Below are 14,944 nucleotides of genomic sequence, written 5' to 3'. Positions count from 1 at the left end.
TTGAAGATAATTTAGGATTGAAGGTTAAGAAAATAGAGATTCCAACTTGGGTTAGCCATGTTTCTTATGAATATGATGTAAAAGTTCAATTGACAGAAGGTGCAGACAAAATTTTAACAGATGAGTTAGAAGAAGGGACTTTTTCTTATTACGCTAATAGTGACGATGAACCATCTTCGATACTAAAAGATCTTATATTTTCTTCTGTCTTAGATACAAATTCTCACCCTATGCTGAATGCCTTATATTTTGATAAAGAGTCTGTTCTAAAGCCAGTGAAATTTAAGAAGCTGAGTACAGATTTAGATTACGATGTAACTGACGACCAAAAAGGGTTTTATCGTGATTTGGTTCAAATTAAAAAGGAACTAAAGTATAATCCTAAGACAGAGAAGTATGAAGCATCGACAGAAGAAATAAAGAATTTGAGAAAAGATTTCATTCGTTTATCGGAAAATTATGAGGTTCTGTTGTTTTTCGATCTATATCTGGAAGGAGATGTTCCTGAAGGTGCGAGTTTAAGTGACTATATTGATTTTACTAGCTTACCCAAAAATGTTTATGTAGTGGTTTGGGGAGAAAATGGGAACTTAGATAGCAATGGTTTTCAGGCGGAATAATTGAGATAGATTTATTCAAGGAGAAAAACAAATGGTCATCATTATCAAAGCAATGAAAACAGCTGAGGAGATAGAAGGGAAATCCAGAGTTCATTGGCAGACATGGCGTGAAGCTTATGATGAGATTTTGCCTTCGGAATTTCAAGAGCAGATGACTTTGGATAAGTGCCGATTTTATAGTCAAAAGTACCCTGAAAATACCTTGATTGCCTTGGATGATGCTAAAGTGGTTGGCTTTGTTAGCTACGGTGATTTTCGAGATTCAGCTACGATAGCGGGTGAAATTATCGCTTTGTATGTCTTAAAAGATTATTATGGCAAGGGTGTAGGACGTCAGCTCATGCAGGCTGCATTTGCTGCCTTGGATAGTTATCAAAAGATTTTATTATGGGTTTTAGAAGATAACAAACGTGCCATCGCTTTCTATGGAAAAATGGGTTTTGTTTTTGACGGTGAGGAAAAGGTCATTGACTTAGGAAAAGCTGTCAAAGAAAAACAGATGATCTACTCGAAAAACTCTAACAGCTAGTTTGGAAATAATAGATATATTTGTAAGGAGCACACATGCGTTATGCACTTTTACTTCGCGGCATCAATGTCGGCGGGAAAAACAAGGTCGTTATGGCTGATTTGAAGAAGGATTTGGCTAGGTGGGGTTTTGAAAATCCAGTTTCCTACATCAACAGCGGCAATCTTTTCTTTGATAGCGAGGAGCAGGAGGAGAGGATTCGGGAGATTTTGACGGCTTATTTCAGTCAGTCTTACGATTTCCCTCTGCCTTTTGTCCTTGTCAGCTCTGCCATGCTTGAAAAAGAAACAGCAAATCTGCCTACTTGGTGGCAGGATGAAACAGCCTTTCGGCGAGATGTTCTCTTTTATCTGCCGGAGACAGACAGGGAGAGCGTTCAAGAGCTGGCAGGCAGTTGGGCAAATGACAAGGAGCAACTGCATTTTGGGCAGACGGCTTTCTTCTATAGCAATGCTGACCAAGCGGACTATCTCAAGTCCAATTACCATAAGAAGCTGCTCAAGTCTAGTTTCTACAAGCAACTGACCATCCGAAACGGTAAGACTTTCCAGAAGATTGTGGAGTTGGTTGGAAATGAGTGAGTTAAATGTGGAAGATACAAGGGAAGAAAAAGCGAAGTGCTGGAAGTTTTCTAAAGTTATTTGGCTAGTGCTCTATATCTTGTTGTTTATCTTTGTCTTGCTGCATTCTAGCTTGAGTCCCTTTGGCTTGTCCTTTACTCCGCTCCTGTGGAACAGTTGGCTTTTTCTTCTATCCGTGGTCGTATTTTGTCACTTGTGGTTTCTCTTTTTAAAAAAGAGAGAGTTTCGCTGGTTCCATCTCATCTGGGGGATTCTGAGTATACCTCTTGCATTGTTTATATGGTTTGCAATTTTCTTTCATTTCTCTATAGTCAAATCAGAAAATTCTGTCCCAATCAATATGGATTACGGGATAGAGGGGAGAGAAGTTGTTTTACGAAAAGGCTATTTATTAGGTGAATATGATGAATACCATGATTTAGTCAATCCTTATATCATGAAAACCAAGGTCAATCGTGTTCGCTATATTGATTGATGCAAGTCTTGTCAATGGACTCTAGCTCCAAAGCCCGTTCAAACAAGCTAGTAGAGGGAGGTGTGTGAATGTGAATAGAAATAGGAATGAGTGGACTCGGCTAGATAAAGTGAATACATGGCTCAAGCGCCATGGTTTTCTAGCTTGGTTATTGGATTTCTCCGTCCTTATGCTTTTTGCAATGATTACGGGCATCTTAGTTTTTCAAATTTCTTTTCTCCCTACATATTCAAAGAGTCAATATGTTTTTCCCTTGTTTATAAATATTTTTGTTTTATTGTACTATGCCTATGGTTCTATTCTCCGTGAAAAAAGTGCAAAGAGGGTGACTTCTTTGAAAGACTTAGTCAATCCTCTCCTTTATATAAATCCTCTAGTTCTTTTGTTTCATTACTTTGGAGTGAAGAGCCGCCGTAATAGAACTATTTTATTACCATTGCCTGCTTTGGATCATCGCTATGTCTGGTTCCCGATTGCCACTTATATTATTTTCTTTCTGATAGCAGCAGTCATCACGATTGCAAGCAAAGGGAGTAAGAAAAAATAGAAAAGCCACTTTATGTACTAAAGTGGCTTTTGTGCTTGTTCTGATAAATCTAAGGGCATAAAGGCAGCCATGACACGGCCGATGACCTTGGGTTCTTCTTGATGCGGGATAAATTTGTCGCTGTATTTTTTATTGAGAGAGATGAGGCGAATGCCAGTTGGATCGTTGAAAACTCTTTTCAAAATGGTTTGCCCGTCATAATCAATGGCATAGATAGCGCCTGCAAATTCAAAGTGTGTATTCTTGATGAGAGCTACAGACCCTTCTGGATACTTGGGTTCCAGCGAATCTGTCCGAATCCAGAGGGCAATATCATAGTCAAGCTCTTTGTCTAACCAGACGATGTCAGCTTGTTCGGGCTTGTTCAAGAAAGTCTGGTAGCTTTCATAGACCTTGTAAGGAAAATAGTCATCTTTTAATCTTTCCTCAGTCGTTTGATTTTCCAGCTCTTTTTTAGCAAAGTCTGTCACAGCTTGCTTGCGGCCTTGGTCTAGAGATTGGAAAATATCCGTGAACTCTAGCGAAAATGGTGTAGGGCTATGAACAGATAAATAGCGAGGATCCAGCTCTTCAACATCCATATCAAAGAAGTCTGCAATTTTTTGCATATTTTCGAGGACAGGCAGGGAATTTCCTTTGATATAGCCAGTAAGAGTGCTGGCTGGGATTCCTGTTCCTCGGGAAAGTTCAATTTGTTTGATTTGCTTTTGCTTCAATAAAGTTTTGATTTTTTTAGAAATGAGCCGCATTGCCTCCTTATCCTGGGGGCTAGCGACACCGCGTCCTCTGGCCATGATATTCACTCCTTTTCTTTCTTCTATTTTAACGAATTAAATCGAAAAAGTAAAGAGCTGAATACAGATATTCAGCTCAAAAGGAGAGGATTAAATTTCGTAGCCCATCAAGAGGCCGCCTTCTTCTGCGTAAAAGCTGCAAAGGCCAGAAGTTGGCAGGAATGAAATGTCGGCAGCTGGGAATTTTTCCTTGATAACTTCCGAAAATTGCTGGCAAAATTTCTCGTTATTGCGATGAGCAATGATAATGCGGCCGCCTTTATATCCAGCTTTCAGAACTTCATCGACAGCGGCAGTCAGAGCCTTTTTAGCCCCTCTAGCTTTTTGGAGAAGCTCCAGAGTACCAGTATCACTGGCTTCGCCGACCATGCGAATATTGAGGAGGCCGACAACTGCACCGATTAGCTTGCTGAGCCGACCATTTTTGACCAGGTTATCTACCTTAGCCAGTACAAAGAGAAGCTTCGTATTTTCTTGGTAGTGGGTAATGGCTTCCACGACTTGCTCGAAAGAAAGTCCTTCTTTGATGAGGTCGTTCAATTTTCTGACAATCAGATCAACCTCGCCACCAGCCGAAAGACTGTCAATAACATGGATATTTGCTGTTGGGTTTTCTTCTAAGAAAAGTTTTTTAGCTAGCTGGGCGCTATTGTGGCTACCAGAAAGAGAGCCTGTAATCGTCACGACAAAAATATTTTCAGCTCCTTCAAAGCTTCTGAGGTAGTCATCAGGGCTTGGGCAGGCCGATTTTGAAGCACTTGAAGTAGCATACATTTTTTCCATCATGCCATCAATATCAAGATGAGCGTTATCCAGAAAAATTTCATGATCAATCTGAATGGTCAGCGGCACACTCTCAAACTTTGTCTGGTTGGCCAGATCTGTAATCTCACGGTAGTCACAGCCGGAATCGGCAACAATTTTCCAAGTCATTTAGTTTCTCCTGCTCTATCAGTTCTCTACATTGACAAAAAACATGTCTTTTCTTACAATTATAACATGAAGATGCTTTGATATAAAGCCTTAATTCTCAGCTGATACAGGAAGAAAGAAATTGTTATGGCGGAAAAGAAAATATCAGAAAAATCCCTTGCAAATTTAAAAACTTATAATCAAGAATCTAATCGAATTACAAAGGAATCCTTGGAAATTTCTCTAATGCAACTGTTAGAGAAGAAAGATTTGAAAAAGATTACCATCTCTGAATTAGTCGAGCGTGCTGGGGTTTCGCGCGCAGCCTTTTATCGTAATTATAGCTCCAAAGAAGAAATTCTAGAGGGAATTTTCAAAAATACGGTTCAGGGAATTGTCGACAAGCTGGAGCAGTTTAATTTCAAGACAGAAATGTACCAGATTTGGCTTTTTCTTTTTAAGGAAGCCAAGAAGGAAGCGCGTGTCATTAGTTTGGCTATTGATTATAATTTTGAAAAGTTGCTGACGCAGGCGGTTTTTGATTTCCTTGAAAAGCGTAGCAAAGGTGGGAAGAAGACAACCAATTCCTATATGAATTCATTCTGGAGTTCTGCGGTTGTTTCGGTGCTTTCTAAATGGATCAAAGAAGGCATGAAGGTTCCAGCTGAAAAGATTGCTGCTTTGGGCATGCCCCTTTTCCCACAGAAAAAGAAAAAATAATAGTTCGTACAACTGTTTGCCACCAATATATTGGACTGAAATAATAGATCGTAAAAGCTTACCTAACAAGTAAGTTTTTACTTAGCGCTTCTGAGACCATTTAAGACTTCTCAGCTACCATTTAGGATTTGGGAGTCATTTGCGATGCGACCTGTGCTATGCTAGAGCAAAGGAGGTAGACAAATGGCTTCTATCATAATTAAAGACGACAGTACTCTTCGAAAGCTGGAATTTTCGACAATTTACTATATCCAGTCCCATCCTCAAAAGCCGCACATCGTCCTTATCGTCACTGGACAAGGCAACTACAGCCTTAGGGCTTCTCTGACTGCGCTGGCTAAGCTCTATCCTGATGCGCTGGTTCACTGTAATCGTCAAACACTGGTCAATTTAGCCAAGGTTCAAGGATTTGACAGGGAGCGTAAAAGCTTGTTCTTTGAGCAGTCTGACTTAGGAGATATTGTCTGCTCAAGGCGCCATTTATCCAGTCTCATCAAGCGCTGGTCTCAGGAAGGAAGAAAATAAGATGAAAATTTTTGTATTAGAAGATAATCTTAAGCAACAAGCCTATATGGAGTCAACCATTCAGGGGATTCTGGAAAAGAACGGCTGGAAATGCCAGTTTTTAGAAATCTATGGCAAGCCAGACATGCTGATTGATGCAGTAAGGGAACGGGGGAGCCATCAGATTTTCTTTTTGGATATTGAGATTAAGCAAGAGACGCAGAAGGGGCTAGAGGTGGCAGGAAAGATTCGCAAGTTGGATCCCTATGCTCTGATTGTATTTGTGACGACTCACTCAGAATTTATGCCCTTGACTTTTCGTTATCAGGTATCAGCTTTTGACTTTATTGACAAAGGTTTGCCTGAGGAGGATTTTATCAAGCAGATTGAGCAGGACCTGGCCTATCTTTACGAGAGAAAGGACAGTTTTCAAGCTGAGGAAACTTTTCTCTTTGAAAATTCCAAATCAGATTTTCAGGTGCCTTTTAATGAAATCTATTATTTTGAGACATCAGAAGTGCCTCATAGACTAGTTCTCTATACTAAGAAAGAGCGGATCGAATTTTACGGACAGCTTTCTGAGATTACAAAGCAGGACAAGCGTCTCTATCGGTGCCATCGCTCTTATGTGGTCAATCCAGCGAACATCTCTCAGCTGGATAAGATAGAAAACATAGCCTATTTTCCTAATGGCGCTAGTTGCTATGTATCACGCCTCAAGATGAAAGGATTACGGACAGCTTTAAGGCAGTAGAGAAGTAATATGATAGAAGTGGGAGAGGAATTATGCCAAGAATAATACAAGTTGTTTTACTTGTTTTCGAAATGATAGCTCTGTCTTTCTTATTTTCACGTATCAGTGGAATTAAGTTGACGTGGATTAAGTACGTCTTAATACCTTTTATTTATATATTTTTTAATCTTCTACTTTTTGTCTTATTTAGTGAAACTTTTTTAACTTACTTAGATCTTCCAGTTTATTTTTTAACTTTTTCTTTATTATTAACTAGACAGAGTTCTATTCCTATAATGTTATCTATCTTTTATGGTCTTTTCCCAGTTGTTCTTTGGAATCTTCTATATCGTATATTAACTTTTTTTGTTATTCCTATTTTCGGTTTGGAATATAACCAACTAATAAATGAAGAACAGCTTATTTTAAATATTACGGCTTTTGTAGCTAGTTTACTATCGTTATGGATCCCAAGTTTACTACATTATAAATTTAAGCGGTTAAGAAAATTTAGATTAAATGAGGCTGATAAACACCTAGTCATTTTCCTTAATATATCTATGATTTTTTATATTGTATTTGTACAATTTTTCTCTTATTTAGAAATAACTCATAATGTGGTTAATTTGTCATATAGAAAATTAATTGTGATAATTTATATTATTCTCTTTCTCAGTTCGATAAATATCCTAGACCGTAATTTGCGAGAGCGAATTCAACAGCAGTTAAGTGAACAAAGAGAGTTGCAGTTGAGAAATATGTCCGATTACAGTCAGCATATTGAAGAGCTTTATAATGAGTTGCGAAGTTTCCGGCATGATTACATCAATATTTTAAGGAGTCTGAAGTTAGGAATTGATACGCATGATTTACCAGCCATTGAGCAGATTTATAACCAAGTTATAAAAGACTCAGGTCAAGCACTCAACCAATCTAAGTATGATTTAGGTCGCCTGTCCAATATCCACAATGATGCCCTCAAGAGCGTCTTGTCAGCAAAATTTCTAGAAGCTCAGAGCAAGGGAATAGAAATTGGCTTGGAAGTTCCTCAAGAAATCAAACCTCAAGGAATGGAGTTGCTTGATTTTATCACGATTGTTTCCATACTGGCTGATAATGCTATAGAAGCAGCAGTGGAGACTAGTCATCCAGTAGTTTCTTTTGCCTTTTTGGAGCAGGAAAATAGACAGATTTTTATTGTTGAGAATACAATAAAAGAGTTTTCTATCCATTCCGATACTATTTTTAAAAAGGGCTTTAGCACTAAAGGAGAAAATAGAGGGCTTGGTCTCTCCAATGTTCAAAATATTATCAGTCACTATCCCAATGTTTCTCTGCGTACCATTAGTCATGATCACTCTTTTAGACAAGAGTTAGAGATAAAATGAATTTATTAGATTGCGAATGATTAGATTTGCCACTTGATTTAACTCAATGAAAGTAACAACAACTGTTTATGAGTAAAAAAAGACAATTTAAGGTTTTGAATGCCACACCTGTTTAAAAGTGCTATAATTAATATAGGGTTTAAGAATACGAAGGCACTAAGAGAAATGCCTTGTTTAGAGACAAATATAACTTAATTCAAACTGTAGTCTGGTTTTTTGTTATTTAATTGTTAGGAGTGACAAGAAATGAAGAAATTATATAGCAATACATACCTAATGCGATTTTTAACTGCCCAGCTTCCTAGTCTGGCTTTATTCATTATGATTTTAAGTAACCAGGTTTTTAAAGCATCGCTTCTGGTCCAGATTTGTTTTTATTTGATACTTGTGAGCAATCTTGTGTTGAATCTTTATTTTATGAACCAAATAAAAAAAGAAAGTAGTTCCGACATCTTATCAAACCAAATTTTCTTTACTATTTTGACTTTGGCTCTGTTTATATTTAGTTCTTACAGACTGATAACTATTAGTGATGACTTTCAAAAATTAATTGCTCTGATATCCACTATTTTATTATTTATCTTACTTATTCTACTTATTTGGGGAATAAAATATGCCAAGGTAGCTAGTAGAAAACATAAAACAAATTAGATTTGCTAAAATTGAACAGTATGTCGCTGTACTCTCTCTGTCTTACTTTTTCGTGATGTTTTCTAAGAATATTTCTTATAGCATTTTTTCAAGAAGACGATACGGAATATCCTGCTGGTCAATTCTTTCTTATGCTCTTTGTAATTTAAATTTTATTATTTTAGTAAAAACAGCATTTGCTTCTAGCAAGTGCTGTGTTTTTTTCTTCAAATGACCATTTAGGATGAAATACAGACTGTTTATGATTTTCGGCTTGTTATTTGAAGAAAGTGCGCTATAATCTAAGCAGATTAAGATTGACTTTACAAATGGTTGAAGTCTATTAAAAAAACTTTTAATCAAAAATTTATGTTATAATAACAGTATAATAATCGTTTATAATTTTTGGAAAAAGGTGATTTGCTATTTCTAATGGCACTTTTTGGAATGGAGGGCATCTATGAAGTTAGAAATGATAGGCATCAGCAAGAGCTATGGCTCTAAGTCTGTGCTCAAAGATATTTCCTGTGAATTTACTGAGGGAGTTTATGGTTTGCTTGGGGCAAATGGTACAGGTAAGACGACCTTGATGAATATCATTTGTGATCTCATAAAGCCGAGCCAAGGAAGGATAAAGTTTGATGGGGCATCACATACAGAAGAGTATATCCAGTATCTTGGATTCTTGCCACAAGATTTTTCTTATTATCATAACTTTACGGGGCTCGATTTCCTTTTATATATGGCCGCTCTTAAGGGAATGACGAAGAAACAAGCCAGAGTAGAGAGCGATAAGTTTTTGAAACTTACTGGTTTATACGATGTTCGGAAAAAGAAGATTGCTTCCTATTCGGGTGGTATGAAGCAAAGACTCGGTATTGCGCAGGCACTTCTCAATAATCCTAAAATATTTATTTTAGATGAGCCAACCGTGGGATTGGATCCCAAGGAAAGGGTGAAATTCAGAAATATTATCAGTGAGCTATCGGCTAATAAAATCATCCTCTTATCTACCCATATCGTATCGGACGTAGAAGCGATAGCCAAGGAAATCCTAATCCTAAAAGATGGAAATTTTGTGGAAAGAGGTAGTGCTAAGGAACTTCTTTCACTTATCGAGGGGCAAGTTTGGGAATTTCGTGTTTCCGAACGTGAGTGGCAGCGTTTTGCAAAGGATTATGTAATTGTGAATGAGCGAATAGAACCAGATGATATCGTCTTGCGGGTTATTAGCGATGAGAGTCCTGTCAAAGGGGCGCAAGGGGTGATTCCGAGTCTGGAAGATTTGTATATCTATTACTTTAGAGAGGAGGCAAATGGATGATAGCATTAGTTCCTTTTGAATTGAAAAAATTACTAAAAAAGAAGTCAGTTTTAGGTGCAGTCCTGGCTATTATACTGGTTTTAGCTGGATTGTTTTATGCAAATTTCTTTAATGATGGACAGATTAGTGGATCTTCAGCTGATCGAATACATGGGAAACAAGCAGTTGTGATCAAACAAAAGATTGCTGAAGAGCACACAGGTTATTTATCTGATGATTTAATGGACAAAATCGTTAATGACTATGCAGCCAATATGCCCTATTTCAAACAGAATGATTTGTATGATATGTTTTCCTGGTATGCTATTGATCGCCTCGTCCCCAATTCTCAAGAAATTTTAACAGATACCTATAAATCTGATGATGTCTTACATTATGACCAGATTAGTCTCAAGTCGCAAGAAGAACTGCAGTCTCATTTTCCTTTAAAAAAGTTAAAGCTGGGAAATTTTGCACCTTGGCATAAGTTGTTTGGTACCTTAAATGCAGCTTTTAGCTTAATGGTGGTATTTGTGATCTATATTTGCTGCTCTGTTTTCTCAGGTGATCGAGCAAGAAAGATGGATTCATTACTTTTGACAACTAAATATGGTCGCAATCAGTTAACGATTGCAAAAATCGTATCTGTTTTTGGAATTGCTACTTTAACATTTGTCCTTGTTAATAGCCTTGTTTTGCTGGTGTTTGGGACCTACTTCGGTTGGAGTGGTTGGGATACCAGCGTCCAGATGAACTTGGAGTGGATTTCGACTATTTATAATATTTTGCAATTTCCTGTCCATATGAATCTCTTAGAATTGTTGATTCGCCTTATTCTATTCCAGTTTGTTGGTTTACTCTTTATTCTTGGGGTGATGGTTCTCATATCTAGTTTGACAAAGTCACCGCTAGCAACATTTGCAAGTTCTGTAGGGATGTTCTTGGCTCCAGACTTTTTGATGAATATTTTCAGAGATGGTCTGATGAATAAGATACTAACTATTTTTTCAATTTCAACCGATGGAACGGAAGGAATCTTATTGAAACTTTCCAATAGCAAAGGCTTTTTCTTCAATGATTTTACTGCAAATGGTGTCAGCGTAATCATGATCCGGCTCTCTCTCATGCTCCTCTGCTGTCTGATGACTTATCGGATCATCCGAAAAAGAGGACTTTAAACTAGCTGTTGTCTATTTTAGTTTATTTTAGAAAAGTAGTTTCGCTTTTCTGATGGAATATACAAGTAAAAAAGAGGTCACTAATATGGAAAAGAAATTGTTTTTTAAAATTGCTCTGCTTATATCTTTTGTGCTAACGGCAGGAGGTCTATTATTAACACTCTGTAATTATTTATTTTTTAATTATCCGTTTTTAAACCAAACTACGGTAGGCCTAATTGTCTCGTTTTTAATGGTTTTGCTTATATTTTTTAGTTCTCATCATAGAAATAGGGATTGATTTTTTGATTACTTGAGAATAAAAAGAAAAACTGCTAAAGGCATTCTTTGCAATTATCTTTTAAGGGAGTTGATTTTATGACTAATACTAGGCGAGCAGTAGTTGCTATGAGCTTAGGTTTCATCTTATTGTTAGCAGTGGGCATTCTACTGCAGATTCGCTTTGGGAGCATGGTCTTTTTGCTAAGTCTATTCTGTTATGCGGAAGCATTTATCATCTGGTACGCGAAAAGTAAGTCTAAGTCGCAGATCAGTGGCAGTCGGAGTATTGAACTCTTCTGGCTTTATATCAAGCAGTTGAAAATCTTTTATGTCACAATTTTGTGTCTTTCTATTCCTTTCGTTTCCCTGTCTTCTGACCCCACTTATGATTTGTTTTTTGTGCTTGGCTTGTTAGTATTTTCGCTCTTAAGCAATTATATCTTTAGCTCTCATGGCATTCAGCCATCTAAGAAAGAGAGAAATGTAAAAGATTAATTGTTTTAGCTGTAGCAGTTATCCTGATTGCTGTTTTCTACAAAAGAAAAGAGGCTGGGACAAAAGTCCTAGCCTCTCAATTGTCTTTGGAATGTTGAGCAAGACGCAGTGGTTGAGTGGGCTCTACTACGCTGATTTCATCAGCTTTTACAGCCCTACTCAACTGTGCGGAGGTGGGACGACGAAATCGAATTCTAACGAATTAACGATTTCTGTCCCACTCTCTTTTGTAAAATGTGCAGGCTTAGTGTGCCACACGTTTGCGAGCGGCTTTCTTACGGTTTTCTTCGATGAAAGCTGCTTTTTGTTCCTCAGGTTCGATAACTTTTTTCTTAAAGGCATAGACTGCACCAGCAAGAGCAGCGACAGTACCTGCTACACCTGTAAGAACGCCTTTTCCAAATCCTTTAGCCATGTGATTTCTCCTTTTCTGAACTTTTATTATTTATGTTATAATTAATAGTAACGAAAAATCAAAATTTTTTCAAGGAAAAAAGATGAAAACCAAAATAATTGTGATAGTGGGGCCGACGGCGGTCGGAAAAACGGCTCTGAGTATCGAGGTAGCCAAGCGCTTCAATGGCCAAATTATCAGCGGTGATAGCCAGCAGGTTTATCGTGGCTTGGATATTGGAACGGCTAAGATTCGTCCGGAGGAGCAGGAGGGCATTCCCCATCATCTGCTGGATGTGCGGGAGGTCGGCGAGAGTTATTCGGCCTATGATTTTGTGACTGAGGCGGCTCAGGCTATTCGTCAGATTGCGGCTCAAGGTCAGCTTCCCATCATATGCGGCGGTACGGGGCTCTACATCCAGAGCTTGCTCGAGGGCTACCATCTGGGCGGATCCGCCTCTCATGAGGAGATTCTGGCCTATCGGGCGCAGCTGGACAGTTGGTCGGATGAGGCTTTGTTTGGGAAAATAGCAGAGCTGGGTATCGAGATTCCACAGATAAATCGACGCAGAGCTATGAGGGCGCTGGAGATTGCCCATCTGGGCGGTTCGCTAGAAAACAGCCAGCCAGACTATGATGCCCTGCTGATTTGCCTAGATGATGAACGAGAAAAACTTTATGAGCGAATCAATCTACGAGTGGATATGATGGTGGAAGCCGGACTTTTAGAAGAAGCCCGCTGGCTGTATGAGCAAGCTCCGACCAGTCAAGCCAGCAAGGGTATCGGCTACAAGGAACTTTTCCCCTACTTTGAAGGTCAGATAAGTCTTGAAGAGGCGGTGGACAAGCTCAAGCAGAATACCCGCCGTTTCGCCAAGCGCCAGCTGACTTGGTTTCGCAATCGGATGTCTGTGACCTTTTATCAGGTGGGAAATCCAGACTACAAAGAGCAGGTTATGGAAGACATCAGGAAGTTTTTGGACAAATAGCTGGCTGCCCAAGTCTTAGTAAGGATATGAGATGATAGAAACAGAGAAAAAAATAGAGCGTGTCTTTTTGGTCGGTGTGGAGCTGGCGGACACGGAAAATTTTGACCTATCCATGGAGGAATTGCAAAGCCTAGCCAAGACGGCAGGAGCTGAGGTAGTCGGGTCCTACAGCCAGAAGCGGGAAAAGTACGATAGCAAGACCTTTGTCGGATCCGGCAAGTTAGAAGAAATCCGACAGATGGTTGATGCCGAAGAGATTTCGACCGTTATTGTCAATAACCGTCTGACACCTCGCCAGAATGTCAATTTAGAGGAAAGTTTGGGAGTCAAGGTCATTGACCGTATGCAGCTGATTTTGGATATTTTTGCCATGAGGGCTAGGAGTCATGAGGGCAAGCTGCAGGTGCATCTGGCCCAGCTCAAGTACCTGCTGCCTCGCTTGGTTGGCCAGGGCATTATACTCAGCCGTCAGGCAGGTGGAATTGGCTCACGTGGTCCTGGTGAAAGCCAGTTGGAGCTCAATCGACGTAGTGTCCGCAATCAGATTCATGATATTGAGCGTCAGCTCAAAGCAGTGGAGAAAAATCGGGCAACCGTTCGTGAAAAGCGGCTAGAGTCCAGCATTTTCAAAATCGGCCTCATCGGCTATACCAATGCTGGAAAATCTACAATCATGAACTGCTTGACCAGTAAGAGCCAGTACGAGGCTGACGAACTCTTTGCGACGCTAGACGCCACGACCAAGAACATCAATCTCAGTGGTCAGCTCAATGTCACCCTGACAGACACAGTTGGCTTCATTCAGGATTTACCGACGGAGCTGGTATCCAGCTTTAAATCCACGCTGGAAGAGAGCAAAAATGTCGATTTGCTGGTTCATGTCATTGACGCCAGCGACCCTCATCATGAGGAGCACGAAAAGACTGTCCTCGACATCATGAAAGAGCTGGACATGCTGGATATTCCCCGTCTGACTCTCTATAACAAAGCGGATAAGGCGGAGAATTTCACCCCGACCCTGACTCCTTATTCTTTGATTTCGGCTAAGGCTGATAATAGCAGAGCTCTTTTGCAGCAAGTCCTGCTGGAGCGGATGAAAGAGATTTTCCTGCCTTTTACCATCAAAGTAGCGCCGGCTAAGGCCTACAAGATTCATGATTTAGAGAAAGTCGCAATTATCGGAAATCGAGAATACATAGACGACGTCGAAGCTATTTCAGGCTGGATTGCCGAAAAAAATAAATGGAAACTGGAAGAATTTTATGATTGATTATATTGACTTAGCCCTCAAATACGGCGGTTTTACTAGCCTAGACAGGGTCTACTTAGAGCAAGTATTGGCTGGCCTGACAGAGGAGCAGAAGCTGAGCTTTATCACACCGCCGCCCAGCGTTATCAATGCTTACTTCGCTGAGCTTTATCAAAAGAAAAGTCCGGAAGCCGCAACAGCCTATTTTCTAGAGATCAGTCAGGCGCTGGACTTGTGGAATGCGGAGCCTAGCTTTGTAGAAAGCAAGCCTTTTGTCCGGCTCAATCTTTCTGGCAAGGCCTATGGATTTTGCTATGAGAGTGAGGAAGTCGGCTTGGTCTTCCCTGAAAATCCAGAGCCGGTATCAGCTGACTTGCTCTTTGAAATCGCCCAAGTCTTCCCACAGTACTTGGTTTTTGAAGAAGAAAGTCAGATAAAATTGATGCCTCTCAGACCTGAGTCTCAAGTCGTGGACAGTCAGGCGCTGACTGCCTTGACCGACTGGCAGCAGCTGGCGGATGGTAGCCAGAGAGTTCTGGGCTACAATCAAGATGAAGTCAGTCAGCTGGCTCAGTCCTATGCTGGCAGAAAATACTATCACTCGCAGAATCGCTCTGCCATGATTTATATCATTTAGAAAGAA

The 14,944-nt window shown here is 39.6% G+C and carries 18 protein-coding genes; 15 read left to right on the top strand and 3 right to left on the bottom strand.

Annotated features, from left to right (window positions below):
- The 5 genes from Q0191_RS07695 to Q0191_RS07675 all read left to right on the top strand — a co-directional run.
- A partial coding sequence (locus Q0191_RS07695; RefSeq protein ID WP_297665315.1) for a hypothetical protein occupies positions 1-620 on the top strand: 620 nt, incomplete at its 5' end.
- A 31-nt stretch (positions 621-651) separates the two neighbouring features.
- A complete protein-coding gene (locus Q0191_RS07690) occupies positions 652-1,149 on the top strand; it encodes a GNAT family N-acetyltransferase (RefSeq protein WP_297665313.1) in 498 nt (165 codons plus the stop codon).
- 35 nt (positions 1,150-1,184) lie between these two features.
- Complete coding sequence (locus tag Q0191_RS07685; RefSeq protein ID WP_297665311.1) at positions 1,185-1,730, top strand: DUF1697 domain-containing protein; 546 nt, start codon at positions 1,185-1,187, stop codon at positions 1,728-1,730.
- Positions 1,723-2,205, top strand: coding sequence for a hypothetical protein (locus tag Q0191_RS07680; protein ID WP_297665309.1), 483 nt, complete (start codon positions 1,723-1,725; stop codon positions 2,203-2,205). The genes Q0191_RS07685 and Q0191_RS07680 overlap by 8 nt, the downstream gene beginning before the upstream one ends.
- Before the next feature lie 169 nt (positions 2,206-2,374).
- A complete protein-coding gene (locus Q0191_RS07675; RefSeq protein ID WP_297665307.1) occupies positions 2,375-2,752 on the top strand; it encodes a hypothetical protein in 378 nt (125 codons plus the stop codon).
- Between the two features lie 17 nt (positions 2,753-2,769).
- Here Q0191_RS07675 and Q0191_RS07670 read toward each other — a convergent pair whose 3' ends face one another.
- Positions 2,770-3,546: an XRE family transcriptional regulator gene (locus Q0191_RS07670; protein WP_297665305.1), complete on the bottom strand. Its 777-nt coding sequence runs from the start codon at positions 3,544-3,546 to the stop codon at positions 2,770-2,772.
- 90 nt (positions 3,547-3,636) lie between these two features.
- Positions 3,637-4,479 carry a DegV family protein gene (locus Q0191_RS07665; RefSeq protein WP_297665303.1) on the bottom strand — a complete coding sequence of 281 codons (843 nt, stop codon included), beginning with the start codon at positions 4,477-4,479 and terminating at the stop codon, positions 3,637-3,639.
- A 126-nt stretch (positions 4,480-4,605) separates the two neighbouring features.
- Between Q0191_RS07665 and Q0191_RS07660 the strand changes: the two genes are divergently transcribed.
- The 7 genes from Q0191_RS07660 to Q0191_RS07630 all read left to right on the top strand — a co-directional run bounded on the left by Q0191_RS07660 (position 4,606) and on the right by Q0191_RS07630 (position 11,670).
- Positions 4,606-5,178, top strand: coding sequence for a TetR/AcrR family transcriptional regulator (locus Q0191_RS07660; RefSeq protein WP_125379251.1), 573 nt, complete (start codon positions 4,606-4,608; stop codon positions 5,176-5,178).
- Positions 5,179-5,361: 183 nt separating this feature from the next.
- A complete protein-coding gene (locus Q0191_RS07655; protein ID WP_297665298.1) occupies positions 5,362-5,703 on the top strand; it encodes a LytTR family DNA-binding domain-containing protein in 342 nt (113 codons plus the stop codon).
- 1 nt (position 5,704) lies between these two features.
- A complete protein-coding gene (locus tag Q0191_RS07650; RefSeq protein ID WP_297665296.1) occupies positions 5,705-6,436 on the top strand; it encodes a response regulator transcription factor in 732 nt (243 codons plus the stop codon).
- Positions 6,437-6,468: 32 nt separating this feature from the next.
- Positions 6,469-7,803, top strand: a complete 1,335-nt coding sequence (locus tag Q0191_RS07645) for a sensor histidine kinase (protein ID WP_148888503.1) — start codon at positions 6,469-6,471, stop codon at positions 7,801-7,803.
- Between the two features lie 1,090 nt (positions 7,804-8,893).
- Positions 8,894-9,757: an ABC transporter ATP-binding protein gene (locus tag Q0191_RS07640; RefSeq protein WP_297665293.1), complete on the top strand. Its 864-nt coding sequence runs from the start codon at positions 8,894-8,896 to the stop codon at positions 9,755-9,757.
- Positions 9,754-10,914, top strand: a complete 1,161-nt coding sequence (locus tag Q0191_RS07635; protein ID WP_297665291.1) for an ABC transporter permease subunit — start codon at positions 9,754-9,756, stop codon at positions 10,912-10,914. The genes Q0191_RS07640 and Q0191_RS07635 overlap by 4 nt, the downstream gene beginning before the upstream one ends.
- 357 nt (positions 10,915-11,271) lie before the next feature.
- Positions 11,272-11,670, top strand: a complete 399-nt coding sequence (locus Q0191_RS07630; RefSeq protein WP_297665289.1) for a hypothetical protein — start codon at positions 11,272-11,274, stop codon at positions 11,668-11,670.
- Between the two features lie 244 nt (positions 11,671-11,914).
- Here Q0191_RS07630 and Q0191_RS07625 read toward each other — a convergent pair whose 3' ends face one another.
- Positions 11,915-12,085 carry a DUF3042 family protein gene (locus tag Q0191_RS07625; RefSeq protein ID WP_005590510.1) on the bottom strand — a complete coding sequence of 57 codons (171 nt, stop codon included), beginning with the start codon at positions 12,083-12,085 and terminating at the stop codon, positions 11,915-11,917.
- A gap of 82 nt (positions 12,086-12,167) precedes the next feature.
- Here Q0191_RS07625 and miaA point away from each other — a divergent pair, with 82 nt between their 5' ends.
- From miaA to Q0191_RS07610, 3 genes are read left to right on the top strand one after another with little or no spacing between them, the layout of a single operon-like run.
- Positions 12,168-13,052: a tRNA (adenosine(37)-N6)-dimethylallyltransferase MiaA gene (gene miaA, locus Q0191_RS07620; protein ID WP_148888507.1), complete on the top strand. Its 885-nt coding sequence runs from the start codon at positions 12,168-12,170 to the stop codon at positions 13,050-13,052.
- A gap of 31 nt (positions 13,053-13,083) precedes the next feature.
- Positions 13,084-14,322 (top strand): GTPase HflX, encoded by a 1,239-nt coding sequence (gene hflX / locus Q0191_RS07615; protein WP_148888508.1) that lies wholly within the window; start codon positions 13,084-13,086, stop codon positions 14,320-14,322.
- Complete coding sequence (locus Q0191_RS07610) at positions 14,315-14,938, top strand: cystathionine beta-lyase (protein WP_297665283.1); 624 nt, start codon at positions 14,315-14,317, stop codon at positions 14,936-14,938. Before hflX ends, Q0191_RS07610 begins: the two co-directional genes overlap by 8 nt.
- Positions 14,939-14,944 lie beyond the last annotated feature (6 nt).

The sequence above is a fragment of the uncultured Streptococcus sp. genome (assembly GCF_938036805.1).
Taxonomy (GTDB): domain Bacteria; phylum Bacillota; class Bacilli; order Lactobacillales; family Streptococcaceae; genus Streptococcus.
The sequence above is the reverse complement of the archived record's forward strand: the minus strand, read 5'-3'. Positions and strand labels throughout refer to the sequence as shown.

Excerpts from the sequence above, each read along its gene's own strand:
- Q0191_RS07690 (WP_297665313.1), top strand. The coding sequence starts at position 652 with ATGGTCATCATTATCAAAGCAATGAAAACAGCTGAGGAGATAGAAGGG.
- Q0191_RS07685 (WP_297665311.1), top strand. The coding sequence starts at position 1,185 with ATGCGTTATGCACTTTTACTTCGCGGCATCAATGTCGGCGGGAAAAAC.
- Q0191_RS07680 (WP_297665309.1), top strand. The coding sequence starts at position 1,723 with ATGAGTGAGTTAAATGTGGAAGATACAAGGGAAGAAAAAGCGAAGTGC.
- Q0191_RS07675 (WP_297665307.1), top strand. The coding sequence starts at position 2,375 with ATGCTTTTTGCAATGATTACGGGCATCTTAGTTTTTCAAATTTCTTTT.
- Q0191_RS07670 (WP_297665305.1), bottom strand. The coding sequence starts at position 3,546 with ATGGCCAGAGGACGCGGTGTCGCTAGCCCCCAGGATAAGGAGGCAATG.
- Q0191_RS07665 (WP_297665303.1), bottom strand. The coding sequence starts at position 4,479 with ATGACTTGGAAAATTGTTGCCGATTCCGGCTGTGACTACCGTGAGATT.
- Q0191_RS07660 (WP_125379251.1), top strand. The coding sequence starts at position 4,606 with ATGGCGGAAAAGAAAATATCAGAAAAATCCCTTGCAAATTTAAAAACT.
- Q0191_RS07655 (WP_297665298.1), top strand. The coding sequence starts at position 5,362 with ATGGCTTCTATCATAATTAAAGACGACAGTACTCTTCGAAAGCTGGAA.
- Q0191_RS07650 (WP_297665296.1), top strand. The coding sequence starts at position 5,705 with ATGAAAATTTTTGTATTAGAAGATAATCTTAAGCAACAAGCCTATATG.
- Q0191_RS07645 (WP_148888503.1), top strand. The coding sequence starts at position 6,469 with ATGCCAAGAATAATACAAGTTGTTTTACTTGTTTTCGAAATGATAGCT.
- Q0191_RS07640 (WP_297665293.1), top strand. The coding sequence starts at position 8,894 with ATGAAGTTAGAAATGATAGGCATCAGCAAGAGCTATGGCTCTAAGTCT.
- Q0191_RS07635 (WP_297665291.1), top strand. The coding sequence starts at position 9,754 with ATGATAGCATTAGTTCCTTTTGAATTGAAAAAATTACTAAAAAAGAAG.
- Q0191_RS07630 (WP_297665289.1), top strand. The coding sequence starts at position 11,272 with ATGACTAATACTAGGCGAGCAGTAGTTGCTATGAGCTTAGGTTTCATC.
- Q0191_RS07625 (WP_005590510.1), bottom strand. The coding sequence starts at position 12,085 with ATGGCTAAAGGATTTGGAAAAGGCGTTCTTACAGGTGTAGCAGGTACT.
- miaA (WP_148888507.1), top strand. The coding sequence starts at position 12,168 with ATGAAAACCAAAATAATTGTGATAGTGGGGCCGACGGCGGTCGGAAAA.
- hflX (WP_148888508.1), top strand. The coding sequence starts at position 13,084 with ATGATAGAAACAGAGAAAAAAATAGAGCGTGTCTTTTTGGTCGGTGTG.
- Q0191_RS07610 (WP_297665283.1), top strand. The coding sequence starts at position 14,315 with ATGATTGATTATATTGACTTAGCCCTCAAATACGGCGGTTTTACTAGC.